Source organism: Amycolatopsis sp. SID8362, from assembly GCF_010550475.1.
In the GTDB taxonomy this organism is placed as follows: Bacteria; Actinomycetota; Actinomycetes; order Mycobacteriales; family Pseudonocardiaceae; genus Amycolatopsis; species Amycolatopsis eburnea.
In genome coordinates, this window is sequence record NZ_JAAGNB010001218.1 from 1 (window position 1) to 23,219 (window position 23,219).

Genomic DNA, 23,219 nt, shown 5'->3' on the forward strand with positions numbered 1-23,219 from the left:
CGGCAACAGCGCGCAGGAGATGGTGCTGAGCGTCGGGCTGGCCCAGGTGTTCTGCTCACTGCTGGAGGAGGACGCCGAACGCGCCCGCCGCGAGCTCGCGCAGGTGCTGGCCCTGGAGGAGCGCCAGCCGAGCCGCTTCCACCTGGCGGGCCAGCACGGCCTGCGCCTGCTGATCGAGGCCCTCGACGGCACGGCCCCACCCGAGCGCCCCCCGGCGGCGGTGAGCGGCATGCGCTGGAACCGCCAGTTCGTCCTGCTCGGCGACGCGGTCCGCCACGGCCGCGCGGGTTCCGCGGACCTGGCCGACGAGGCGGTCGCGGCGGCGGTCGAAGCGGCGTCCCCGTTCCCGATGAGCCGCCACCTCGGCCTGCGCATGGTCGCCGAGTCCGCCGCGGCCGACGGCTGGGGCGACCCGGTGACGTGGCTCAAGGAAGCGGAGGAGTACTTCCACCAGGCCGACGTGACAGCGGTGGCGAGCGCGTGCCGCGGCCTGCTGCGCAAAACGGGCGTCGCGGTCGGCCAGCGCCGCACAGGCTCCGACCGCCTCCCGGCCGGCCTGCGTTCGGCGGGGGTGACGGTCCGCGAGTACGAGGTCCTGCAGCTGCTGGCGGACAACATGGGCAACAAGGACATCGCCCGGCGGCTGCACATTTCGCCGCGGACAGTGGAGAAGCACGTGGCCAGCTTGATGGCGAAGTCGAATCTGCAGAACCGCAGCGCGTTGACGGAGTACGCGCGAAACACGCCACACTGACCCGGCGGTGCGCGGAACGCCATGAAAGGGATGCTCCTATGGATGTCGAGGGGTGAGTTCGAGGTCGTTTGCGGTGATGATCTGGTAGAGCTCCCGGGCGATGTAGCGTTTGAGGCAGCGGATGATCTCTTTTTTGGTGCGGCCTTCGGCGGTCCGTCGTTCGAGGTAGGCGCGGGTGCGGGGATCCCAGCGCAGGCGGGTGAGCACGACCCGGTAGAGGGCGGCGTTGGCTTGCCGGTCGCCACCGCGGTTGAGGCGGTGCCGGGTGGTTTTGCCGGATGAAGCCGGAATGGGGGCAGCCCCGCAGAGCATGGCGAACGCGGCTTCGGATGTGAGCCGGTCGTGGTTTTCCCCGGCGGTGACCAGCAGCTGGCCGGCGACGTCGGTGCCGACGCCCGGGACGGCGACCAGCTGCGGGCTGATCGCGGCGACCAGCGGGTGCAGGAGCTGGTCGAGGTCGGCGATCTCGGTGGTCAGCTGCTGGTGACGGCGGGCCAGGGACCGCAGGGCGAGCCGGGTCGCGGTGGCCGGTGCGGCGGTGTCGGCGGTGTCGGGACGCCACGCTGCGCAGGTGGTGATCAGCTTCGGGACCCTCAGGCCGCGTAGCCGCTCGCGCAGCGGGTCAGGCGCGGTGACGATCAGGGCTCTGATCTGGCGCTGGGTGTCGGCGCGCTGCTCGACGGCGCTGCGGCGGGCGACGCGCAGGGCGCGCAGGGCCTCGACGCGGCCGTCGCGCTGCTTGGGGATCCCGGTGCGTTCTGCGGCCAGGGCGGTCCTGGCCGCGGCGATCGCGTCGATCGGGTCGGACTTGCCCTGGAACCGGCGGGTTTTGCGGTGGGGACGGTCGACCTCGATGACCTCGACCTGGACCTGGTGCAGTGCCCGGCTCAGTCCGGCGCTATAGGCTCCGGTGCCTTCGACCCCGACCCGCCTCAGCGGCCCGAACGTGCGCATCCAGTCCAGCAACGCGGTATATCCAGCCGGTTCGGCGGGGAACTGCCGGGTGCCCAGGACCCGTCCGACCGGGTTGAGCACGGCTGCGGTGTGGGTGTCGAGGTGGGTGTCGACTCCGCCGGTGATCTCGGGCGGTGGTGCGGGGCGGGGTGCGATAGTAGGCATTGTCGTCCTGTTGCTGCTGACGGTGGGCAGGGCGGTACGCACCAGCCGGGCAGCACGGGACAAGACAGAGATGGGGCCTCTGGCCAGGCTCCTATGAAGTCACCAGCGCCCGTCCGGTGAGTGCGCGAGCACCTCCCGACCAGGGCCGACACATCCCGTCAAAGACCCAAGGGTCAGTCGTTCATAGGGTCAGACCCTGGCGGGAGGTGCTCACCCCCATCCTCTCTGTCGTTCATGGCCTCCAGACCCAACCGGGACCCCGGCGCGAAACGCCATGAAAGAGTCATTCACCTCGCCAGACGACATGAATGAGTCATTCACAACATCCGGTCCCGGGGTCACGCGACGCGCGCAGCCAGCCCGCCGCCACCCGCAGCGACCAGCGCCGGCCCCGCCCGGCCCGGCCACTCACCGAAACCCTGGCGCCGGATGTCATGAAAGAGTCATTCACTTCACCAGACGACATGAATGAGTCATTCACAACATCCGGTCCAGGCTCACGAGCCGATCGGGATCTCCGCCCAGACCGTCTTGCCGCCGTCCGCGCGGTGGAAGTGTCCCCGACGGCGGCTGCACGCCGTGATCAGCGCCAACCCGGTGCCGACCGGGGCCACATCGGGGGCCGCCGGGTCGAACCACGCCGCGCCGCCGGAGTCCTCGATGCCGATCCACACCGTCGAATCCGCGCACGTCAGCAGCGCGCGCACCGGTCCCGTAGCGTGGCGGACCGCGTTCGCGGCCAGCTCCCCCGCGATCAGCACGACGTCCGCCGTGACCTCGTCCGGTACCTCGTCGGCCAAGTCCAAGCGGTCGCGCACCCAGGCGCGGACCCGGCGGACCTGCGCGGGCTCCCGGTCGAAGACGAACTTGTCCAGCAGCATGCTTCCCTCCCCGGCCGGGAAATCGATTCCCCCTTCGCCGGGCAGCTCACACCCCGCCGGGCCGAAATCGCCCGATCGGACTAGATTGGACTCGTGAGTCCAGCCACGAAAAAGCTGACCGCCAAGGGCACCGCGACGCGGCAGCGGATCATCGAAGGCGCGGCGGAGGAGATCCGCGAACGCGGCGTCGCCGTCACGACGCTGGACGACATCCGGGCGCGGACTCGCACGAGCAAGAGCCAGCTCTTCCACTACTTCCCCGGCGGCAAGGAAGACCTGCTGCTGGAAGTGGCCGAGTACGAAGCCGACCAAGTCATCGCGGCCCAGCAGCCCCAGCTGGGCGGGCTGACGTCGTGGACGGCGTGGCGGCAGTGGCGCGACACGGTCGTCGAGCACTACACCGAACGCGGGCAGCACTGCCCGCTCAACGTGCTCATCTCGCAGCTGGGCCGCGCGACACCGGGCGCGCAGAAGGTGGTGAGCGGAATGCTGCAGCAGTGGCAGGACGAAATCGCGGCCGGCATCCGCCACCTGCAGGCGGACGGCGAGGTCGCCGCGGACACCGACCCCGAACGCACCGCGGCCGCCCTGCTGGCGGGGATCCAGGGCGGCGTGCTGGTGATGCTCTCGACCGGCCGCATCGATCACCTCGAAGCGGCGCTCGACGTCGGCATCGAAAACCTGCGGGCGAGCGGGAACCGGTGAGCCCGGTTCCCGCTCCCGGCGTCAGGCGGACTTGATCGCGGAGATCTCGAACTCCAGCGTGACCTTGTCGCTCACCAGCACGCCACCGGTCTCGAGGGCGGCGTTCCAGGTGATGCCGTAGTCCTTGCGGCTGATCGTGGTCGAGCCCTCGAAGCCGATCCGGTCGTTGCCGAACGGGTCCTTCGCGGAGCCCTCGAACTCGAACGGGACGGTCACCGAGCGGGTGACGTCCTTGATGGTCAGGTCGCCGGTGACGTCGAAGGAGGTGTCGCCGGTCTGCTTGATCTCGGTCGAGGTGAACGTGATCTGCGGGTACTCGTCCATCGACAGGAAGTCGTTGCTCTTCAGGTGCCCGTCGCGGTCGGCGTTGCGGGTGTCGATGCTGTGCGCCTGGATGGTCACCTGGACGCTCGACTTCTCCGGCGCGTCGCCGTCGATCGTCGCGGCACCGGTGAACTCGTTGAAGCTGCCGCGCACCTTGGTCACCATGGCGTGGCGGGCGACGAACCCGATCCGCGAGTGGGCGGCGTCGAGGGTGTATTCGCCGGTCAGCTGGGGGTAGGTGGTCGCGCTGGTCATCTCTGGTCTTCTCTCCTCGTAGTGGCGACCCCCGGGTGATTGAGGGTTCAACGACACTGTACTCACTTTGGCTGGTTGCGCAAGCAAGCTTTCGGTAGAGTCGCCGGTATGGGTGATCTGTCCGCGCTCGATACCGGGGAAGCCGCGTTCTGGCGGTCGCTGATCCGCGTCACGACCGTGCTGCCGCGCGCGCTGGAAGACCAGTTCCTGCCGGAGACCGGGCTCACGATCAGCGACTACGGCGTGCTCGTCGCGCTGTCGGAGGCCCCGGATCGCCTGCTCCGCATCTCCGCGCTGGCGGCGGCGACCGCGTTGTCGCTCAGCCGGATCAGCCGGGTGGTCGACGACCTCACCCGGCGCGGGCTGGTCGAGAAGCGGCGCTGCGAGTCGGACGGGCGCGCGTCCAACGCCGTGCTGACCGACGCCGGATTGGCCAGACTGGAGGCGGCCTACCCGAGCCACCTGGCCCGCGTCCGGGCTTCGGTGTTCGACCACCTGAGCGCCGAGGAGATCCGGACGGCCGGTCCGGTGCTGGCCCGGCTGGCCGCGGCGCTCGACGCCGCTCCCCCGACCGACGACTGCTGAGGAAGCGATGAGCGACAAGGGCGAGTACCAGCGGGACCTCAACTACATCCCGGACCGCATCACCGCCGACGGCCGCGACGGCTGGCCGGTCGAGCCCGGCCGCTACCGGCTGATCGTCGCCCGCGCGTGCCCGTGGGCGAACCGCGCGGTGATCGTCCGGCGGCTGCTGGGCCTGGAACCGGTGCTGTCCATGGGCATCGCCGGGCCGGTGCACGACGAGCGGAGCTGGAGCTTCGACCTGGACCCGGACGGCCGCGACCCGGTGCTGGGCATCGAGCGGCTGCAGGAAGCGTTCTTCAAGCGCGACCCGGACTACCCGCGCGGCATCACCGTGCCCGCGTTCGTCGACGTCCCGAGCGGCAAGGTCGTGACCAACGACTTCGCGCAGATGACCCTCGACATGTCGACCGAGTGGACGGCGTACCACCGCGACGGTGCGCCCGAGCTGTACCCGGAGAAGCTGCGCGACGAGATCGACGACGTCGCGCAGAAGGTCTTCACCGACGTCAACAACGCCGTGTACCAGTGCGGGTTCGCCCGGTCGCAGGAGGCGTACGAGCACTCCTACCGCAAGTTGTTCGCGCGGCTGGACTGGCTGTCGGAGCGGCTCGCGAACCAGCGCTACCTGGTCGGCGACACGATCACCGAGGCCGACGTCCGGCTGTTCACCACGCTCGTCCGGTTCGACGCGGTCTACCACGGCCACTTCAAGTGCAACCGGCAGAAGCTCACCGAGCTGCCGGTGCTGTGGGCCTACACGCGCGACCTGTTCCAGACGCCCGGGTTCGGCGACACGATCGACTTCCCGCAGATCAAGGAGCACTACTACGTGGTGCACAGGAACGTGAACCCGACCGGGATCGTCCCGCTCGGCCCGGACGTCTCGGGCTGGCTGACCCCGCACGACCGCGAGCAGCTCGGCGGCCGCCCGTTCGGCGACGGCACCCCGCCGGGCCCGCCGCCGGAAGCCGAACGGGTGCCCGCACTGGCGTGACTGGCTACGGTGATCGCCATGGAACGCCTGCGCGATCGCCGGATCCTCGTCACCGGCGCCGGTTCCGGCATCGGCCGGGCCACCACGCTCCGCCTGCTGGAGGAAGGGGCGCGGGTCGTCGCCACCGACGTCTCGGGCCTCGACGACCTGCCCACGACCACGGTGCCGATGGACGTCGCGGACGAGGCCGCGGTGGCCGCCGGGGTGGCGTCCGCGCTCGAAACCCTGGGTGGTCTTGACGTCCTGGTCAACGCGGCGGGCATCCTGCTGGCGTCGCACACGCACGAGACGTCGCTGGAGCTGTGGAACCGGGTGCTGGCGGTGAACCTGACCGGCACGTTCCTGGTGACCCGCGCCGCGCTGCCGGCACTGCTGGCGTCCGGCAAGAGCGTGGTGGTGAACTTCAGCTCGACGTCGGCGTCCTTCGCCCACCCGTACATGGCGGCGTACAGCGCGAGTAAGGGCGGCATCCAGGCGTTCACGCATTCGTTGGCGCTGGAGTACGCGAAGCAGGGCCTGCGCGCGGTGAGCGTCGCGCCGGGGAGTGTGAAGAGCGGCATCACGGACTCGGCGGCGAGCTGGCTGCCCCAGGACGTCGACTTCACGCTGTTCGGCCGCCTGCTGCCGATCCTCCCGACCGGCCTGACCACGGAGGTCGGCAACCCAGTGGCCCGCCCGGAGGCGGTGGCCGGGGTGGTGGCGATGCTGGCGTCGGACGACGGCGAGTTCATCACGGGCACGGAGATCCGCGTGGACGGCGGGACGCACACCTAGTGCACGCCCGGCGGGCAAGCAGACCATGCCGTCCTCAGGTCGCGGCCGCGTACCGCGCGGACAGCTCCCTGAGCCGGTCCGCCAATTCCGGTGGTGACTCCACCTCGAACGGCACGTCGAGCATCCCCACGACGAACGCCACGATGTCGTACGAATCCGACGCCAGCTCGAGCCGGCACGTCTCCGCGTCGCTCGGGGTCAGCTCGCCGTCCACCCGGCCCGCCAGCTCGGACGCCGGCGCGAAGAGCTTCAGCCGGGCGCGCAGCGGCCACATCTCCCGGCCCATCGTGCGCTTGAGGTACGCCGCGAGGTCGCCGTCCGGGGGTTCGCGGGGGCTGAAGCGAGGTCCGTTGGGTGTGCGCAGCGTGAGGCGGTCGGCCCGGAACGTCCGCCAGTCCGCGCGGCCGGGGTCCCAGCCGACCACGTACCAGCGGCGGCCCCACGACACCAGGCGGTGCGGCTCGACCGCGCGGCGGGACTCCCGGCCGTCGTGGCTCACGTAGTCGAAGCGCAGGGTTTCCGACGCGCGGATCGCCGCCGACACCGCGGTGAGGACGTCCGCCGCCACGACCGGGCCGCGAGCCGGGAGCGCCAGCACGCTCGCCTCCAGCGCGGCCACACGGTGGCGCAGCCGGGACGGCAGGACCTGCTCGACCTTCGTCAGCGCCCGCAGCGACGCCTCTTCCAAGCCCGAGACGCCGCCCGCGTGCAGGCCGACCACCACCGCGACCGCTTCGTCGTCGTCGAGCAGCAACGGCGGGAGTTCGGCGCCGGCGCCCAGGCGGTAGCCGCCGACCGGGCCCATCGCCGCGTGCACCGGGTAGCCCAGGTCGCGCAGGCGGTCGACGTCGCGGCGGATCGTCCGGGTCGTCACGCCGAGGCGGTCGGCCAGCTCGGTGCCGGACCAGTCCCGGCGCAGCTGGAGCAGCGACAGGAGCCGGAGCAGGCGGGTTTCGCGCATGGGGCGAGTCTGCCGGACATCTAGGACCGCTTCTGTCCTATACGGGCGAGAGGGTGCCGGACATGGATCCCTTCCGCATCGACGTCCCGCAGGCCGACCTCGACGAGCTGCACCACCGGCTCGCCCGCACCCGCTGGCCGGGCGAACTGCCCGGCGTGGGCTGGGCGTACGGCGTCAGCGAGCCCTACCTCCGCGAGCTGGTGGAGTACTGGCGGACCGGCTTCGACTGGCGCGCGCAGGAAGCGCGGCTCAACGCGTTCCCGCAGTTCACGACCACGATCGACGGCCAGCGCGTGCACTTCCTCCACATCCGCTCCCCCGAACCCGGCGCGAAGCCGCTGATCCTGACCCACGGCTGGCCGAGCACGGTCGCCGACTTCCTCGACGTCCTCGGCCCGCTCACCGACCCCCGCGCCCACGGCGGCGACCCGGCCGACGCGTTCCACGTCGTCGCCCCTTCGGTCCCGGGCTTCGCGTTCTCCGGCCCGACGGCCGAGCCGGGCTGGAACACGCGCCGCACGGCCCGGGCGTGGGCCGAGCTGATGCGGCGGCTCGGCTACGAGCGCTACGGCGCCCAGGGCGGGGACTTCGGCAGCATCGTCTCGCCGGAACTGGGCCGCGTCGCGCCGTCGTCGGTGCTCGGGGTGCACGTCAACGCCGTCGCGAACGCCGGGGTGCCGACGGCGCCGGGCGACCTCGAGCGACTGTCCGAAGAGGACCGGAAGCGTGCCCGGGAGAACGAGGTGTGGTGGTACGCCCACTCGGGATACGCGACACAGATGGCGACGCGGCCGCAGACGCTGGCGTACGCGCTGAACGACTCCCCCGCCGGGCAGCTCGCGTGGAACCTGGAGTGGTTCGTGGACTGGGACCCTTCGGCGACACAGCAGACGGCGGTGTCGTGGGACGCGATCCTGACCGACGTGACCATCTTCTGGCTCACCGGCACCGCGGGCTCGGCGGCGCGCCTCTACCTGGAAGCGGGCCAGGACGGCTGGGGCGAGCGCCCGGCCCCATCCGGAGTCCCGACGGCGGTAGCGAACTTCCGCGGCGATCACGCGCTCCGGGGGCTGGCGGAGCTGTCCAACACGGTGACGCGGTGGTCGGAGTACGACACCGGCGGGCACTTCGCGTCATTGCAGGCGCCGGACGTGCTGGTGCGTGACATCCGGGAGTTCTTCCGGGAACTTTAGTGCGGTGCTCGGTCCCGACGGCGCCGCCGGTCGACGGCGCCGTCGAGCAGCGGGCGCAGTTCCTCGACCACCGTCTCCAGCGGCGCGACGTCCCGGTGAGCCCGGGCCAGGACGATCGCGCCCTCCAGCGTGCTGAGCATCAGGACCGCGAGCGAGGCGCTGCGGGACGGCGGGACGCCCAGCTGCTCGAGGGCGGTCGCGACCGGCCGCTGCCAGCCGTCGAAGGCCTTGCCGACCGCTTCGCGGAGGCTGTCGCTCGTGGCCGCCGTGTCGGCGACCGTCGCGACCAGGGGGCAGCCCGCGTCGAAGCCGTCGTCGGTGAACTGGTCGCGCCACTGGCCCGCCATCGCCGCGAAGAGCTTGCCGGGCGTCGGGTCCTCGATCTTCGTGACGACGCGCGCCACCCGCCGGGCGGCGTAGTCGCCGGCCCACGCGACCGCTTCGGCGATCAGCTGGTCCTTACCGCCCGGGAAGTAGTGCTGCAGGGACCCCCGCGGCGCTTCGGCGTGGACGGCCACGTCCCGCATGCCGGTCGCCCCGACACCGTGGATCCGCACCAGTTGCGCGGCGCTGAGCACCATCCGCTCGCGCGGCGTCCTCGTCATCGACAGCCTCCTTCATGACGTCCGTCATGATAGCCCAGCCGGGGACGACCAGCGCGAAGTCGCGCTCGCCCCGCTCGTACGTCGGCACCGGCCGGAAGCCCTGGCCCAGCAACAACGCTTCGGCACCGGTGTTCCCGGCCTGGACGGTGGCCCGCACGGTCCAGCCCGCCCACCGCCCGGACGTCCACAGCCACCGGCTCAGCGCGCTCCCGATCCCCTGCCGCTGCCACGCGTCGGCGACCAGGACGCCGATTTCGGCCGTGCCCGGAGTTTCCGAGACGAAGTTGAGCAGGCCGACGGGCGTGCCGCCCCGGAACGCGAGCAGCGCGACACCGGTCGGCGGCCCGGCGAGCAGGAAGCGCTGGTAGCGCCGGAAGACCTCGGCAGGCTCCGCGGGCCCGCCCATCATGAAGCGGCGCCGCAGGCTGTCCGGCGAGCACTCCGCAACCAACGCGCCGACGCGGTCGCGATCGGCTTCGCGGATCTCTATGACGGTTGTCATAGTCCCATGAGAGCACACCGTGCGCACCAACACACTATGACGGCTGTCATAACCGACCGCCGCAGCCGAGATTCGCGCCGACGCCGTGCGGGTACGTTGCCGTGGCCGCGCTCCCCCACCGCGAAAGGCGTCCTGATGCAGCTCTACGCCGAACGGCCGATCCGCCGCACCGCCCAGCTCGTCAGCGACCTGCTCGCCGTGCTGCTCGTCGTCCTCGCGGTGTGGCTAGCAACCTCGGTGTACGACCAGGTGCTGAGGCTGCGCGCCCCCGGCGACGGGCTCGTCAACGCCGGCACCGGACTCCGCGGCACCTTCGACGGCGCCGCGAACTCGGCCGGCGGCATCCCGCTCGTCGGCGACGCCCTCGCCAACGCCCTGCACGGCGGCTCGAACGTCGGCAACCAGCTCGCCGACGCCGGCCGCCGGCAGATCGACGCCGTGGAGAGCCTGGCGTGGTGGATGGCGGCGATCATCGTCGTGCTGCCGGTGCTCACGCTCGTCGTGACCTGGCTCCCGCTGCGCTGGCACTTCACCCGCCAGGCGACCGCCGCCGCGCGGCTACGCGCCCTCGGAGACGAGGGCCTCGACCTGCTCGCCTTGCGGGCCCTGACGACACAACCCCTGCGGCGCCTCGCTTCCGGCGACGACGTGGCCACCGGCTGGCGCGAGCGGGACCGCGACGTCATCGAAGAGCTCGCCGGCCGCGAACTCGCCCGCCACGGTCTCGAACGGGTCAGCGCGGGCCCTGCCGCCGCCCGACCGAGCGGCCGATGAAGTAGCCCAGCAGCAGGCCCACGACCAGGCCGATCGCGACGAAGAAGATCACGGTCGCCGCGGCGATCTTGCCCACCGTGCCGAGGAAGCCCTTGGCCTCGAACTCCCCGACCGCCGCCACCGTCTGCGCGAGAACGTAGTGCGTCATGATCACCAGGGTGACACCGGCCGGCGCCCCGCGCACGGGGAAGGTCCCCCCACGGCGGCTCAGGACGCCGGTGGGGGGACCTCCGATCTCCGCGGCGCGGTTCAGCCGACGGAGGGGCCCATCCCGAGGGACTGCGGCGTGCTCGCGTCCGGCGACGGCTGGTGCAGGCCTTCGTCCAGCGGCCCGAACTCGGTCATCAGCGCCGGGCTGCCACCCCACGGGGTCTGCTCCTCGGCGATCAGCGAGTTCGTCGTCAGCAGCAGGCCCGCCACCGACGCCCCGTTCTGCACCGCCGAGCGGCACACCCGCAGCGGGTCGACCACGCCGAGCGCGATCATGTCGCCGTAGCGGTCGTGCAGGGCGTCGAAGCCCTCGTCGTCGCCCAGCTCCCTGGTCCGCGCGACGATCTCGTGCGCCGGGTGGCCCGCGTTGTGGGCGATGAGGAACGCCGGTTCGGCCAGCGCCCGCCGGACGATCTCGACGCCGATCGCCTGGTCACCCGAAAGCCCCAGGTCCTCCAGCGCCTTCTCGGCGTGCAGCAGCGCCGCTCCCCCGCCGGCCACGATGCCCTCGGCCATCGCCGCGCGGGTGGCCGAGAGCGCGTCCTCGACCCGGTGCTGCAGCTCCTTCAGCTCCGCCGGGGTCGCCGCGCCGACGTGGACCACCGCGACCTTGCCCGTCAGCGCGCCGATGCGCTCGGTCAGGACGTCCTCGTCCACGCCGAACTGCGCGCGCTCCAGCTCCGCCCGCAGCTGCCCGACCCGGAAGTCGACCGCGTCCGGCGAGCCCGCGCCGCCGACGATCGTCGTGCGGTTTTCGGTGACGCGCACCTGCTTCGCCCGGCCGAGGTGCTCCAGGCTCATCGTCTCCATGGTGAACCCGGACTGTCGCGAAAGGACGGCGCCGCCGACGATCGCGGCCAGGTCCTCCAGCTTGTGCAGCCGCCGGTCGCCGAAGCCGGGCGCGCGGACCGCGACCGACTGGAACGTGCCGTTCATGTGGTTGTGCACCAGCATGGACAGCGCCGTGCCCTCGACCGTCTCGCCGATCACGACCAACGGCCGCGGCGCGCGCATCACCTTGTCCAGCAATGGCATCAGCTGCTGCACCTTGGTGATCTTCTCCGCGCACATCAGGATGTACGGGTCGTCGAGCACCGCCTCCAGCCGGCCCGCGTCGGTGACCAGGTACGGCGAGAGGTAGCCGTTGTCGAACTCGAACCCCTCCACGAAGTCGACGCCCATCCCGATCGACGGCGACTCCTCGACCGTCACGACACCGCCGTCGCCGACGGTGTGCAGCGCCTTGGCGATCACCGCGCCGACGGCGTCGTCGTCGTTGGCCGAGATCGCCGCCACCCGCGCGTAGTCCTGTTCGGACACCACCGGGTGCGCCTGCTTCTCCAGGTGCGCCACCAGCAACCCGACCGCGTGGTCGATGCCGCGCTTGACCAGCACCGGGTTGCCGCCCGCCGAAATCGCCCGCATGCCTTCGCGGACGATCGCCTGGGCGAGCACGGTCGCCGTGGTGGTGCCGTCGCCGACGACGTCGTTGGTCTTGATCGCCGCTTCCTTGACCAGCTGCGCGCCCATGTTCTCGAACTGGTTCTTCAGGTGGATCTCGCGCGCGATGGTGACGCCGTCGTTGGTGACCACCGGCGAACCGGTGATCTTCTCGATGATCACGTTGCGGCCCTTGGGGCCGAGGGTGGACTTGACCGCCTCCGCCAGCTTGTCGACGCCCGACAGCAGCAGGTCGCGGGCGTCCGGGCCGAACCGCAGTTCCTTCGCCATGTGCCTGCTCCTAGGGGGTGAGGATGGCCCGGCCGCGCACGCGCCCGGCGTCGAGGTCGGCCAGCGCGTCGAGCGCCGCGTCCAGGGGGTACTTCTTCGTGTGCAGGGTGACCTTCCCGGCCTGGGCCAGCACCATCAGCTCGGCGAGGTCGTTGTAGGTGCCCACCAGGTTGCCGATGATGTTGCGCTCGGTGGAGATGATGTCGATGGTCGGGATTTCGATGTTCGAGCCGTAGCCGATGACGAAGTGCGACCCGGCGCGCCGGGTCATCGCGAACGCGTCCTGCTGGGCGCCCTGCTCGGCGACGAAGTCGAGCACGACCTCGGCGCCGTCGCCCCCGGTCAGGTCGAGCACCGCGTCGACCTGCTTGCCGTCGGCCAGCACGGTCTCGTCGGCGCCCAAAGTGGACGCCAGCTCCAGCGCGTCGGCGTTGCGGTCGACGACGATCACGCGGGCGGCGGTCAACGCGCGCAGCGACTGGATGCCGATGTGCCCGAGACCGCCGGCGCCGTTGACTACGCAGGTGGTGCCCGGGTACAGGTGCGCGGCCGCCTTGCGCACCGCGTGGTAGGCGGTGATCCCGGCGTCGGCCAGCGCGGCCACGTCGGACGGCTGGGTCGCCGGGTCGAGCTTGATGCACGCCCGCGCCGACGTCAGCAGGTACTCCGCCATCCCGCCGTCGGTGTTGATGCCGGGGAACGTCCCGTTCGGACAGTGCATGTCGTCGCCCGCGCGGCAGGCGTGGCACAGCCCGCACGTCGGCGTCGGGTGCAGGATGACCGTGTCGCCGACCTCGACGTTCGTCACCGCCGGCCCGACCTCGTGCACCCAGCCGGCGTTCTCGTGGCCGATCGTGTACGGCAGCGCGACGCCGGACTTCTCGGCCCACTGCTCCTCGATGATGTGCAGGTCGGTGCGGCACACGCCGGCGCCGCCGATCTTGACCACGACGTCGAAGGGTCCGGTCGCGCGCGGCTCCGGGACGTCTTCGATCACCGGTTGCTGGTGGTACTTCTGCAGCCGCACGGCCTTCATCCCGTGCCCTCCTCGTCTTCGGTCAGCGCGTACCGCGCGCGCAACATGCCGCGGCACACGCCGGAGTTGGCCTCCATGCTCGTTCGGGTCAGCCGGGCGAAGGCCAGGTGGCGCTTCGCGTCGGCCGGTGCCACTGCCGCCCCGGTGGCCGGGTCGAGCAGCAGCGGGTCGCCGTCCTCGGCGGGCAGGCCCAGCTCACGGCGCCGGGCGCGGAGCCGGTCGAGGTCCGGGCTCGGCGGGACTTCGCCGAGCGTCAGGGCCGTCGGATCACGGCCGGCCAGCGACCGGCACACGCGGTCGGTGCCGGCCAGCACCGCCTTGCGGACGAAGTCGTACCGCAGCGTGTCCAGCTCGTCGGCCGCCTCGCCCTCGAACGAAGCGACGAACCCCCGCCGGGCCGCCACCCCGCGGTTGATGACGTCGGACGCGAAGTGGTCGTCGAGCCGGATGTCGAGCGCGGTCAGGCCCGGCACCCCGGCCACGGCGTCGTAGGCGTCCGCCACCATGAGGAACGCGAAGTTGGGCGCGCAGAAGTACGTCGGCAACCGCAGCCGGATGACGGCGTGGCCTTCGTCGTCCACCTCGCAGCGGGCGACGAACCCGAGGTCGGTGAGGGGTTCGTCCAGTTCGGGATCACGGACGGTGCCCAGCGCCGCCCACACGGCGGCGCGGGCCCCGAGCACCAGGGTGGTCATGAGTTCGGCACGCCGACCGGCTCGACCGTTTCCGGATCCTTGAGCCGCAGCTCCGACGGCACGTCGATGTCGTAGAGCCGCGCGGCGTTCAGCCCGAGGATCTTCTTCTTCTGGTCGACGGTGAGCGGCGGGAAGTCCGACAGCTCGTCGTCGCCCGGCATGTTCCAGTCGACGAAGCCCTCGACCTGCCACTTGGGTTCCCAGATGGCGTAGTCCGCGCCGAAGATCAGCTTGTCCTCGCCGAGCCAGAACATCAGCTCGCCCATGACCTTCGCGAAGAACTTCGGCCGGGCGTGCATCAGGCCGCCGACCACGACGGCCAGCCCCGCGTAGACGTTCCGCTCCTGGGTGGCCATGAAGCAGAAGTCCTCGATGCGCGGCAGGCCGACGTGCTCGACGATGAAGTTGAGGCCCTGGAAGTTCGTCGCCACGTGGTCCACATCGGACACGTCGAACGCGTCCTTGTCCAGCGGCCAGATCGTCGGTCCCTTGTGGACGTGGATGTTCTTGACGCCCAGCTCCTCGCACTTCTCGAAGAACCGCGCCGCTTCCGGGTCCTTGAGGCTCCAGCCGCGGGAGTCGCCGCGCCATTCCGCCGTGTACAGCTTGACGCCCTTGCAGCCGTAGCGCTTGACGCGCTCCTCGAGTCCCTTCAGGCCCTCGTCGCCTTCACGCGGGTCGAAGGTGGTGTTCACGAGGAACTTGCCGGGGTGCTTGGCGGCCAGCGCGGCGTCGGCTTCGGTGGTGTTGAAGCCGTTCTTGTACCACTGCCGCAGGTTCGTCGGCTGGAAGATGGCGGTGTCGACGTGCCCGACCTCGAACAGGTCGTGCATCATCAGCTCTTCGGAGTACTTCTGGAACCGGTCGATCGGCCAGTGCGTCTCCTTCGGGCCCAGGCCCTGGTAGGCGTGGAAGCACTCGATCCAGCCCTTGGCGTATTCCTCCTGCCCCTGCACCCAGTTGTCCGGGCTGGCGTCCCAGAAGTGGGTGTGGGCGTCCACCACGAAGTACTTTTCGCCGTCTTTTTCGTACATTGTCTGATCCTCCTGAGCGGGACCGAGTGCTTTCAGCTACTTGACGGGCTTGAGGTCGAAGTCGAGGTACTCGGCCGCGTCCTCGGGATTGGCGAACATGATCGTGCGGTCGTCTTCGTGGATCATCCGCCCGTAGTGGGTGGACATGCTCTCCTCGAACTCCGCCGCGTTGAACCAGCCTTCTTCCTCGCCGGCGGCCTCGTCGACCTCGGCGTAGACCACGTCCGTGCGGCCGACCGCGTCGACGCGGATCATCGAGGGCAGCGGCGTCACGGTCACGTTGTCCTTGGCGGCCATGACTTCGGCGATGATCGCGCCGACCTGGTTGTTCATCAGGGTGAAGCCGCACATGTTGGACGCGGTGTTGTCGGCCTTGTACGGGCTTTCCGCGGTTTTGAAGACAGTCACTGGCCCAGCTCCTCGGGTGCCTTGAGGCCCAATTCGGACAGGATTCCGGCGAACCGGCTCTTCACGCGGTCGAGGCCGTCCTCGAACCGGATCGGCTTGGCGTCGGGCTGCGACCACAGCGGCTGCAGCGCGCGGGCGGCCGCGATGCTCCGCGGCACCCAGTCCTCGAGCCACTTCTGCAGCAGCGCCTTGTTGTGGTCGGCGAACTCCTTGTCGTTGATCAGCAGGTGGAACAGCGGCTTGGTGTAGCGGAGGTCGCGTTCGGAGAAGTCGAACTCCTCGGCTCCGATCAGCGTCGGGGTGACGAAGTCGCCGTTGGCGGGCGCGGCCTGCTGCACCAGGTTGCTGCGGAACAGCTCGCCGACGAGGGGCTCGAAGACGACGTTCGCGGCGAAGATCGCCTCGCCCCAGTCCCAGATCCCGGTCAGCTGCTCGGCGGTCTCCCGCACGCCCTGCCACGCCGGGTCTTCGTTCCAAGTGGACAGATGAGCCGTGCCGTCGAAGCCCTCGACCTCTTCGGTGAGCGTCAGGTTGTACAGCGCCAGGTCCTGCGCCGCGCGGATCCGGTGCATGCTGTTCACCGAGATCGCGTTGTTGTGCATGTTCGTCGGCGCGCGGCGGTTGGCGTTGGCGAACAGGTACAACCCGAGACCGTGGTCGACGTGCATCCACGCGCCGACGTGCTTGGCGACGAAGTCGACCCAGTTGCGGTTCCACTGCTCGAACGCCTTGGCCTGGCGCGCGGCGTCGATGTTCTGGTTGAGCTGGCGCACGACGTTCGCGTTGTACCGGTAGAGGGTGAGCTCCCACTCCTCGTTGGGGTCGCGGAACTCGTGCCAGCCGTGGGCCGGCCAGTCGTAGCCCTTGCCGCCGGAGCCCGGGCCGCGTTCGGGCAGCGGCCGGTCGGAGCCCCACGCCTTGAGCGCGGTCCACTCGAGCGGGTAGCCGCCCTTGCCGTCGGCGAAGGCGTAGAGCCAGCCCTGGGACAGGTAGTGCCGCGGGTCGGGCTGGACCTCGACGGTGACGTCCTCGTAGTGGCTCTGCTTGCGCTTGGCCGGGGTGAAGTAGTTGTACTGGCGGGCGGTGGAGTCCGGGAAGACCTTGGCGCCCGCTTCGGCGTCGGTGAACGTCGGCTTCGGTACGCTGCGTTCTTGGGTGGCTGTCATGGGTTCCTTACCCTTCGCCCGTGGTGGTGAACTTGTCGTAGAAGACGCGCTTGTCGGCGACGCCGAGCGCGGGCAGCAGTTCCAGCGCGGCTTCCACCATCGGCGGCGGTCCGCAGACGTAGGCGTCGGCTCCGGTGAGGTCGAGGCCGGCCCGGCGCAGGACGTCGGTGATCAGGCCGGTCTCGCCGTCCCAGCCGTCGTCACCCGGCTCGGAAAGCGCTGGTACGTAACGGAACGACGGCAGTTTCGCCTCCAGCTCCCGCAGCTCGGCCTCGAAGCAGAGGTCGTGCCGGCGGCGGGCGCCGTAGTAGAAGACCGCCTTCCGGTCGAGGCCGCGCTCGGCCATCGACCGCAGCAGCGCCAGGATCGGCGCCATCCCGGCACCGCCGCCGACGAAGACCAGGTCCGCGCCCGGGTTGTCCCGGAGGGTGAACACCCCGAACGGGCCGGTCACCCGGAGCCGGTCGCCGACCGCGACTTGCGCGTCGAGGAACCGGGAGAACAGCCCGTCGGGGTAGATCTTGATGACGAACTCGAGCCGCCCGTCGCGCGCCGAGGTGTTGGCCATCGAGAACGACCGCGTCTCCTCGGTGCCCGGGACCGCGAAGTCCAGGTACTGCCCGGGGAAGAACTTCAGTTCCTCGTCGAGCCGCACCACCAGGTGCCGCAGGTCGTGCGTGACGTGCTCGTTCGAGACGACCTCGGCCGTCGTCTCCTGGATCGGCAGCCCGGACTGGATCATCTCCTCGTCGTAGTTGAGCAGCTCGATCGTGAGGTCCTCGTAGGCGTGGGCCCGGCACAGCAGCGTGAAGCCTTCCTCCTTTTCGTAGTCGGGGAGCGCGAAGGTCGAGTACCGGTCGTGTTCGACGTCGTCGCCGTCGAGGATGAACGACTTGCAGGCCGCGCACTGCCCTTCCTTGCAGCCGTGCATGAGCATGACGCCCTGCTCGGCGGCGGCGCGCAGGATCGTCGTGTCCTCGTCGACGTCGATTTCGATCCCGACCGGCTCGAACCGGACGCGGTGCTTTTCCGCCATGCCAGGCCCTTCCCGTCTCGTCAGGCCGTCTGCGGTGCCGGGCGCCCGGCGGGGCCCTGGCGGTTGTAGTCGGCCACGAAGGCGGCGCGCTGCTCGTCGGTCATCTGGTTCAGCAGCACGTTCGGCGACTGCACCTCCGGCATCCGGCGCAGGTGGTCGAGCGTCCACATCTTCTTCGGGTCGAGGTTCAGGTGCGGCTGCGCGACCATGGTCTTGCCGTCGTCGCGGACGAAGCCCATGTCGGAGACGACGTCGGCCCAGTTCCAGCCGTGGTAGAGCGTCTCCCATTCGCGGGCGCCGACCAGCTGGCCCATGTTCGGGGTGTTGCGGCCCTGGTAGGTGGGCCGGAACGCCTCGGCGTCGGTCCAGCGGCACGTCTCCGAGCAGTACGTCCGGTGCTGGCCGTCGACCTGGTCGACCACCATGTCCTCGCGGATGAGGCACGGCACCATGCACGTCCAGCAGCGGTGCGGGTACACGTAGCCGACGTCTTCGGCGACGATCGGGTGGTGCCCGTTCGGCGTCGCGAGGCGGGCGTAGTTCTCCCACCACTTGCCGTACTTGTCGTACCAGCCCGGGTACTTGTACTCGAACCACTCGAAGTCTTCGTCGGTCATCGGGTCGATCCGCCAGTAGTTGGCGAGCCACCCGGTGGCGAAGAACTGCGCGACCTCGTGGACGTAGCCCTTGTTCCAGATCCGGTTCCAGGCTTCTTCGATGAGGTCGTGCGGGATCACGAGCCCGTACTTCTCCAGCGGGACGAGGTAGCTGCGGTAGTAGTCGTCGTAGATCCAGCGGCGCCACATCTCCGCGTAGCTTTCGCGGTCCTTGCGGCGGTCCTTCGTGCCGTACTCGATGAACGTGCCGATCGCGGCGTCGACGACGGCGTGGTTGTTCCACCACGCGTACCGCAGGTCGCGTTCGAGCAGCTGGTGGTTGCTCTCGTCCGACAGGGCCATCAGCAGCGTCGCGTAGCCGTTGCTGATGTGGCGGGATTCGTCGGACTGCACCGAGTGGAACACCGTGGGCAGCAGGTAGTCGCCGTTCGCGGCGGCCTCGGCCGGCATGGCGACGAACAGCGTGTTCGTGAACGCCGTTTCGGCGACGATCGTGAGGTAGATGCTCGCCGCGGTGATGGCGTCCCCGGTGATGAAGCCTTCGGCGAACTGGCGGCCGATCGTGCCGCAGTAGTCGTTCTGGAAGTTGCGCAGGCTCGAGTTGAAGCCCGCCGGGTCGATGTAGTTCTGCATGTACAGGCGCTTGAGGTTCTGCTGGATCGTCGAGTGCCGGACCTCGTCGATCATCTGGATCGCCTGGCCGTTGTGCAGTTCCGGGTTCGGGACCGTGCGGAACAGCAGCGGCATCGCGCGGGCCGCGGAGATCTCCGGCAGCGGGATGATGCTCAGGAACAGCTTCTGCCATTCCAGCCAGCGTTCCTGGACCTGGCGGAACATGTTGCCGCGGATCGCGCCGTCCTCGGCGCCGTAGACCCGGTGGTCCTTTTCCTCCTGCATCGGGAAGTACGAGCGGAGGACCTGCTTCAGCGGGTCCTTCTTCTTGGCCTTCTGGAAGGTGTAGTCGGTGCCGTAGTGCGAGACCGGGGTGTGGTACGCCGGTTCCCACGACAGCTCCTGGATCTTCTGGTGGGCTTTCGCCACACTCTGGCGACTCATGGATCAGCTCCTTCATCCGTGGCTCGCCGCCCGGGGCGTCCTGCGTTGACCATTGAAGGGGCGCCCGCGAGTGACGCGGGTCTCAATCTGAGACAGAACCGCTGCTCAGGGCGTTTCGCCGGGGCCGAGCACTCGCGCGCGCAAGGCGGCCAGCTCCTCGTGGACGCCGGCCTGCACGCGCGCGTCGCCCTCGACCGTCGGGACGATGCCGAGCGCGCGCAGGAGCGCGGCGGCGGGTTCTCCGGGGTGGCCTTCCGCGCCCAGCGTCGGGTGCAGGCCCGCCTCCGCCAGGTGGGTGAAGACCAGGTTGACGATCGTCCAGGGGTTGTACGTTTCGGCGGCCATGCCCCCATGGCACCGCCGCCGCGGGGGCGGGAGCGTCTCAATTTGAGACACCGGCGCCGGCGGGAGACGCTTACGCTGGACGGGCGGCACAACGGGTGTGCCCGCACCCACGTGGGCCGCGGGAAGCTGGAGGTCACGTGGACGAGAACGCGCCCGGAACCCTGCTCGCCGACGACGAGCTCGCCCGCAGCCGGGTGCGTTTCCTGACCGCCGAGACGGTGTCCCCCGGGGTCGTGCGGCAAACGATCCTGGCGTCGTGGCGGCGCTCGCGGGAGTTCCGCGTCGAGGCCGACCGGATCGACCCGCTCTACCTCGGCGACCAGAACCTCGACATCCCGCTGATGCGCGGCGCGGAACCGGTGCTGCACAAGCTCGGCGAGCAGTTCGAGGGCCAGCCGATCAGCCTCATCCTCACCGACCCGGCCGGGGTCGTGCTCACCCAGCGGACCGGCGACGCCGACCTGCGGCGGCACCTGGAGCGCGTCGAGCTGGTGCCGGGGTTCAGCTACGGCGAGCAGTCCGTCGGGACCAACGGCATCGGCACCGCGCTGGAGGACGGGCGCGCGACGACGGTGTTCGGCCACGAGCACTACGCCGAGCACCTGGAGAACCTCGCGTGCGCGGGCGTCCCGATCCACCACCCGATCTCGGGCAAGAAGGTCGGCGCGGTCGACCTCACCTGCTGGCACAAGGACGCGGGCGGCCTGCTCATCGCGCTGGCCCGCTCGACCGCCGAGCAGATCCGCCAGGCCCTGCTGCGGCACAGCGACCTGCGCGAGATGATCCTCTTCCAGGCCTACCTGCAGACGTGCCGCCGGTGGACGGGCATCGTGCTGGCGTTCAACGACGACATCGTGATGATGAACGACCGGGCCCGCCAGCTGCTCGACCCGGCCGACCAGTCCGTGCTGCTCGGCCACGCCACGGAGGCGCTGGCCGAAGGACGCCGGACCCCGGCGACGCTGTCGCTGTCCAGCGGCCTACGGGTCCGGGTGTTCTGCCGCCGCGTCCCGGGCCAGCGCGAGACCGACACCGCGGGCGGCGTCCTGTCCGTGAAGCTGATCGAAGCCGACGAGACGCTGGCCGCATCGACGCCGATGCTGCCGATGTACCTGCCGGGCGTGGTCGGCTCGGCGCCGCTGTGGCTGCGCTGCGGGCACGAGCTGGACGCGGGTCACCAGCGCGGCGAGTGGGTCGCGCTGGAGGGCGAGCCGGGCACGGGCAAGCTGACCCTGGCCAAGGGCCTCCACCAGCGCCACCACCCGGCGGCCCGCCTGGTCGCCGTCGACGCGGCCGACCCCCTGGACGGCGACGCCCTGCTGCGCGAGCACGCCGAGACCCCGATCCGCACGCTGGTGATCCGCCACGCCGACCGCCTGACGGCCCCGGACGCCTTGGCGGCGGTGCTGCGCCGGCTCCGCGAAAGCCCGGTGGCGCCCTGGGTCGTGCTCACGCTGGTCCCCGAAGCGGAGACCGAGCCGAGGCTGGCGGAGCTGCTCAAGGCGTTCCCGCGCACGGTCCGGGTCCCGCCGCTGCGCCACCACGTCGAGGACCTCGCCGAGCTGGTCCCCCTGGTCCTGAGCAAGCTCGGCTACGGCGGCCGCCTGACGTGCTCGGCGGCGGCCCTGCACCTGCTGATGCGCGCGGAGTGGCCGGGCAACACCGGGCAGCTGTACGCGGTGCTGCGCACGGTCGCCCAGCGCCGCCGAGCGGGCACCATCCGCCCGGGCGACCTCCCGGCGGAGTTCCACGCGGTGGCTCGGCGGCCGCTCAACCGCTTCGAGTCGATCGAGCGGGACGCGATCGTGCGCTGCCTGGAGGACGCGGACGGCAACAAGGTGCGGGCGGCGAAGCTGCTGGGGATCTCACGGGCGACGATCTACCGGAAGATCCACGAGTACGGCATCGTCCCCCCGGCCCGCTGACGGCGTTATTCCGGCCGCCCCGGCGCCGGATGACATGAAAGGGTCGTTCATGGCATCCGGACCCCGCCCCGGCGCTACTCGCACCGCCCAGCGGCCATCTCGGTCCGGCGACCTTGCCGCCGCCCGGCGCCCGGCGCGGGATGACATGAATGAGTCATTCACCTCGCCAGATGACATGAATGACTCATTCATGTCATCCGGCCGCCACCGAACAGGCGGTCACTTCGGGGGGTTCACCGCCTTGGCGACGTCCGCGATCGTCTTCGGGTCCACCAGCCCCGTGTCCTCCAACACCGTCATGTGGTCGAGAACCGTCTGGTTCGCCTGCGTCGCGTGCCGCCGGATCACGTCGTTCTGCGTGCCCGCGCGGACCTCGGCGATGGTCGCGAAGATCTTCCCGTGCGAAGCGCGCAACAGGTTCGTGAACAGCCGGTCGAACTCGAGGCCCTGCGCCGCGGTCAGCTGGCGGACCCAGCCCTGCTGTTCGGCGCTCGCCTGGTCCGGCAGCTGGACGCCGAGCAGCTTCGCGTCCTCGCGGACCAGCTGGTCCAGGTGCGCGTGGCCGTCGAGCAGGTGCAGGCCGGCGCGCTTGACCGCCTCGCTGCTCGCGTGGGTCTGCGCCAGCTCGCCCGCGGGCATCTCCCACAGCCCGGCCTGGCGGACCTTGACCAGGAACGTCTTGTCGAGCTCGGTGACCGGCCCGGCGCCGGCGATGTCGGCGGCCGAGCCCGGCTGCATGCCCGGCATTTCGTGCCCGTACGCCGGGACCTGCGCCTGCGTCGACCCCGGCGCGGTCTGGGCGCTCGCTTTCAGCACCAGGACCGAGCCCACGCCGAGCACTGCGAGGGTGGCCACGACGACCAGGATGGTCCGGGCCCTGACCTTGGCCGTCATGCCACGGTGATCCGGCATCTTTCCTCCTCGTGCGACAGGTGCCTGTACGGGGTACTACGGCTCCCAGCACGATGGGGTTCACCCGGATTTCGTTGCGCCTCAACACAATTCAAAACAGCGAAAGTCCATTGTGGATGCACGACGAGGAGGCCCCGGACACCCGGGGGCCACCCATCTTGACCGATCCTCTTGCCGTTGGCAAGTATTGCTTCATGCAAACCCTCGAAGACGCCGTCCCGGGCGCCGACCCGGACGTGGCGGCCCTGGACGGCCTGACCCTCGTCCTGGTCGGGATCGCGTGGGAATGCGCGCACGCGGCACCGGCCGAGGTGTCCTTCCCCCAGACCCGGCTCCTGCTCGTCCTCGACCGCCTCGGCCGGGTGCCGAGCTCGCGGCTGGCCGAGGCGATGGGCGTCAACGCGTCGTCGGTGACGCGGCTGGCCGATCGCCTGGAAGCCCTCGGCTACGTCGCCCGCGGCCGCGACCCGCGCAACCGCAGCGTCGTCACCCTGGAGGTCACCGAAGCCGGGGGCACGCTGGTGCGCGAGATCCTCGACCGGCGGCACGCGGCGCTAGGTGAGCTGCTGGACCGGCTGCCACCCGCGCAGCGCAAGGCCGCGGCCGCGGCGGCCCGGCGGCT

26 protein-coding genes are annotated in these 23,219 nt (G+C 70.5%); 9 read left to right on the forward strand and 17 right to left on the reverse strand.

All coding sequences use genetic code 11. The features are described from left to right. Window positions 1–754, forward strand: a 754-nt coding sequence (locus tag G3I65_RS37710) for a LuxR C-terminal-related transcriptional regulator (protein ID WP_160700328.1), incomplete at its 5' end; no start/stop codon positions are given. A 36-nt stretch (window positions 755–790) separates the two neighbouring features. Here G3I65_RS37710 and G3I65_RS37715 read toward each other — a convergent pair. Further along, entirely contained in the window at window positions 791–1,873 is a 1,083-nt protein-coding gene (locus tag G3I65_RS37715) for an IS110 family transposase (RefSeq protein ID WP_160700349.1), read from the reverse strand. A 497-nt stretch (window positions 1,874–2,370) separates the two neighbouring features. Beyond that, window positions 2,371–2,754, reverse strand: coding sequence for an ATP-binding protein (locus G3I65_RS37720; RefSeq protein ID WP_160700329.1), 384 nt, complete (start codon window positions 2,752–2,754; stop codon window positions 2,371–2,373). 93 nt (window positions 2,755–2,847) lie between these two features. On the opposite strand from G3I65_RS37720, the gene G3I65_RS37725 reads away from it, so the two are divergent. Continuing rightward, window positions 2,848–3,459 carry a TetR/AcrR family transcriptional regulator gene (locus G3I65_RS37725; RefSeq protein ID WP_160700330.1) on the forward strand — a complete coding sequence of 204 codons (612 nt, stop codon included), beginning with the start codon at window positions 2,848–2,850 and terminating at the stop codon, window positions 3,457–3,459. A gap of 21 nt (window positions 3,460–3,480) precedes the next feature. On the opposite strand, the gene G3I65_RS37730 is transcribed toward G3I65_RS37725, so the two are convergent. Next, window positions 3,481–4,038, reverse strand: a complete 558-nt coding sequence (locus G3I65_RS37730) for a YceI family protein (RefSeq protein WP_086865416.1) — start codon at window positions 4,036–4,038, stop codon at window positions 3,481–3,483. 108 nt (window positions 4,039–4,146) lie between these two features. Here G3I65_RS37730 and G3I65_RS37735 point away from each other — a divergent pair, with 108 nt between their 5' ends. The 3 genes from G3I65_RS37735 to G3I65_RS37745 are packed head-to-tail and all read left to right on the forward strand — an operon-like array spanning window position 4,147 to window position 6,391. Continuing rightward, on the forward strand, window positions 4,147–4,623 hold the full coding sequence (locus G3I65_RS37735; protein WP_160700331.1) for a MarR family winged helix-turn-helix transcriptional regulator: 477 nt from the start codon (window positions 4,147–4,149) through the stop codon (window positions 4,621–4,623). Window positions 4,624–4,630: 7 nt separating this feature from the next. Then, complete coding sequence (locus G3I65_RS37740) at window positions 4,631–5,617, forward strand: glutathione S-transferase family protein (RefSeq protein WP_160700332.1); 987 nt, start codon at window positions 4,631–4,633, stop codon at window positions 5,615–5,617. 18 nt (window positions 5,618–5,635) lie between these two features. Continuing rightward, a complete protein-coding gene (locus G3I65_RS37745) occupies window positions 5,636–6,391 on the forward strand; it encodes an SDR family NAD(P)-dependent oxidoreductase (protein ID WP_160700333.1) in 756 nt (251 codons plus the stop codon). A 34-nt stretch (window positions 6,392–6,425) separates the two neighbouring features. On the opposite strand, the gene G3I65_RS37750 is transcribed toward G3I65_RS37745, so the two are convergent. Further along, the gene (locus tag G3I65_RS37750; protein WP_160700334.1) at window positions 6,426–7,352 is read right to left on the reverse strand and encodes a YafY family protein; all 927 of its coding nucleotides are present in this window, start codon (window positions 7,350–7,352) and stop codon (window positions 6,426–6,428) included. Between the two features lie 62 nt (window positions 7,353–7,414). On the opposite strand from G3I65_RS37750, the gene G3I65_RS37755 reads away from it, so the two are divergent. Next, a complete protein-coding gene (locus G3I65_RS37755) occupies window positions 7,415–8,545 on the forward strand; it encodes an epoxide hydrolase family protein (RefSeq protein ID WP_160700335.1) in 1,131 nt (376 codons plus the stop codon). Here the strand turns inward: G3I65_RS37755 and G3I65_RS37760 are convergent. Both G3I65_RS37760 and G3I65_RS37765 read right to left on the reverse strand, forming a co-directional pair. Beyond that, window positions 8,542–9,063: a TetR family transcriptional regulator C-terminal domain-containing protein gene (locus G3I65_RS37760; RefSeq protein ID WP_309235920.1), complete on the reverse strand. Its 522-nt coding sequence runs from the start codon at window positions 9,061–9,063 to the stop codon at window positions 8,542–8,544. The two genes, G3I65_RS37755 and G3I65_RS37760, sit on opposite strands and share 4 nt — an antisense overlap. Beyond that, the gene (locus tag G3I65_RS37765) at window positions 9,005–9,652 is read right to left on the reverse strand and encodes a GNAT family N-acetyltransferase (RefSeq protein WP_239071692.1); all 648 of its coding nucleotides are present in this window, start codon (window positions 9,650–9,652) and stop codon (window positions 9,005–9,007) included. Before G3I65_RS37765 ends, G3I65_RS37760 begins: the two co-directional genes overlap by 59 nt. A 135-nt stretch (window positions 9,653–9,787) precedes the next feature. On the opposite strand from G3I65_RS37765, the gene G3I65_RS37770 reads away from it, so the two are divergent. Further along, on the forward strand, window positions 9,788–10,426 hold the full coding sequence (locus G3I65_RS37770) for a hypothetical protein (RefSeq protein WP_160700337.1): 639 nt from the start codon (window positions 9,788–9,790) through the stop codon (window positions 10,424–10,426). Here G3I65_RS37770 and G3I65_RS37775 read toward each other — a convergent pair. The 10 genes from G3I65_RS37775 to G3I65_RS37820 all read right to left on the reverse strand — a co-directional run bounded on the left by G3I65_RS37775 (window position 10,386) and on the right by G3I65_RS37820 (window position 19,760). Beyond that, window positions 10,386–10,574 carry a hypothetical protein gene (locus G3I65_RS37775; protein ID WP_160700338.1) on the reverse strand — a complete coding sequence of 63 codons (189 nt, stop codon included), beginning with the start codon at window positions 10,572–10,574 and terminating at the stop codon, window positions 10,386–10,388. The two genes, G3I65_RS37770 and G3I65_RS37775, sit on opposite strands and share 41 nt — an antisense overlap. A 101-nt stretch (window positions 10,575–10,675) precedes the next feature. Next, window positions 10,676–12,367 (reverse strand): chaperonin GroEL, encoded by a 1,692-nt coding sequence (gene groL, locus G3I65_RS37780; protein ID WP_160700339.1) that lies wholly within the window; start codon window positions 12,365–12,367, stop codon window positions 10,676–10,678. 10 nt (window positions 12,368–12,377) lie between these two features. After that, the gene (locus G3I65_RS37785) at window positions 12,378–13,403 is read right to left on the reverse strand and encodes an NAD(P)-dependent alcohol dehydrogenase (protein ID WP_160700340.1); all 1,026 of its coding nucleotides are present in this window, start codon (window positions 13,401–13,403) and stop codon (window positions 12,378–12,380) included. Beyond that, window positions 13,400–14,098, reverse strand: a complete 699-nt coding sequence (locus G3I65_RS37790) for a metal-sulfur cluster assembly factor (protein WP_160700341.1) — start codon at window positions 14,096–14,098, stop codon at window positions 13,400–13,402. Before G3I65_RS37790 ends, G3I65_RS37785 begins: the two co-directional genes overlap by 4 nt. Then, window positions 14,095–15,132, reverse strand: a complete 1,038-nt coding sequence (locus G3I65_RS37795; RefSeq protein WP_160700342.1) for an amidohydrolase family protein — start codon at window positions 15,130–15,132, stop codon at window positions 14,095–14,097. Before G3I65_RS37795 ends, G3I65_RS37790 begins: the two co-directional genes overlap by 4 nt. Before the next feature lie 36 nt (window positions 15,133–15,168). Then, complete coding sequence (gene mimD, locus G3I65_RS37800) at window positions 15,169–15,540, reverse strand: propane 2-monooxygenase effector subunit MimD (protein WP_160700343.1); 372 nt, start codon at window positions 15,538–15,540, stop codon at window positions 15,169–15,171. After that, window positions 15,537–16,706: an aromatic/alkene monooxygenase hydroxylase subunit beta gene (locus G3I65_RS37805; protein WP_125315355.1), complete on the reverse strand. Its 1,170-nt coding sequence runs from the start codon at window positions 16,704–16,706 to the stop codon at window positions 15,537–15,539. The genes mimD and G3I65_RS37805 overlap by 4 nt, the downstream gene beginning before the upstream one ends. A 7-nt stretch (window positions 16,707–16,713) precedes the next feature. Continuing rightward, entirely contained in the window at window positions 16,714–17,742 is a 1,029-nt protein-coding gene (locus G3I65_RS37810; protein ID WP_160700344.1) for an NADH:ubiquinone reductase (Na(+)-transporting) subunit F, read from the reverse strand. Window positions 17,743–17,762: 20 nt separating this feature from the next. Further along, window positions 17,763–19,415, reverse strand: a complete 1,653-nt coding sequence (locus tag G3I65_RS37815; protein ID WP_160700345.1) for a methane monooxygenase — start codon at window positions 19,413–19,415, stop codon at window positions 17,763–17,765. A 105-nt stretch (window positions 19,416–19,520) separates the two neighbouring features. After that, the gene (locus G3I65_RS37820; protein ID WP_125315352.1) at window positions 19,521–19,760 is read right to left on the reverse strand and encodes a hypothetical protein; all 240 of its coding nucleotides are present in this window, start codon (window positions 19,758–19,760) and stop codon (window positions 19,521–19,523) included. A 137-nt stretch (window positions 19,761–19,897) separates the two neighbouring features. Here G3I65_RS37820 and G3I65_RS37825 point away from each other — a divergent pair, with 137 nt between their 5' ends. Beyond that, the gene (locus G3I65_RS37825; protein ID WP_160700346.1) at window positions 19,898–21,685 is read left to right on the forward strand and encodes a helix-turn-helix domain-containing protein; all 1,788 of its coding nucleotides are present in this window, start codon (window positions 19,898–19,900) and stop codon (window positions 21,683–21,685) included. A gap of 219 nt (window positions 21,686–21,904) precedes the next feature. On the opposite strand, the gene G3I65_RS37830 is transcribed toward G3I65_RS37825, so the two are convergent. Then, on the reverse strand, window positions 21,905–22,597 hold the full coding sequence (locus G3I65_RS37830; protein WP_160700347.1) for a DUF4142 domain-containing protein: 693 nt from the start codon (window positions 22,595–22,597) through the stop codon (window positions 21,905–21,907). Window positions 22,598–22,791: 194 nt separating this feature from the next. Here G3I65_RS37830 and G3I65_RS37835 point away from each other — a divergent pair. Then, a partial coding sequence (locus G3I65_RS37835; RefSeq protein WP_160700348.1) for a MarR family winged helix-turn-helix transcriptional regulator occupies window positions 22,792–23,219 on the forward strand: 428 nt, incomplete at its 3' end.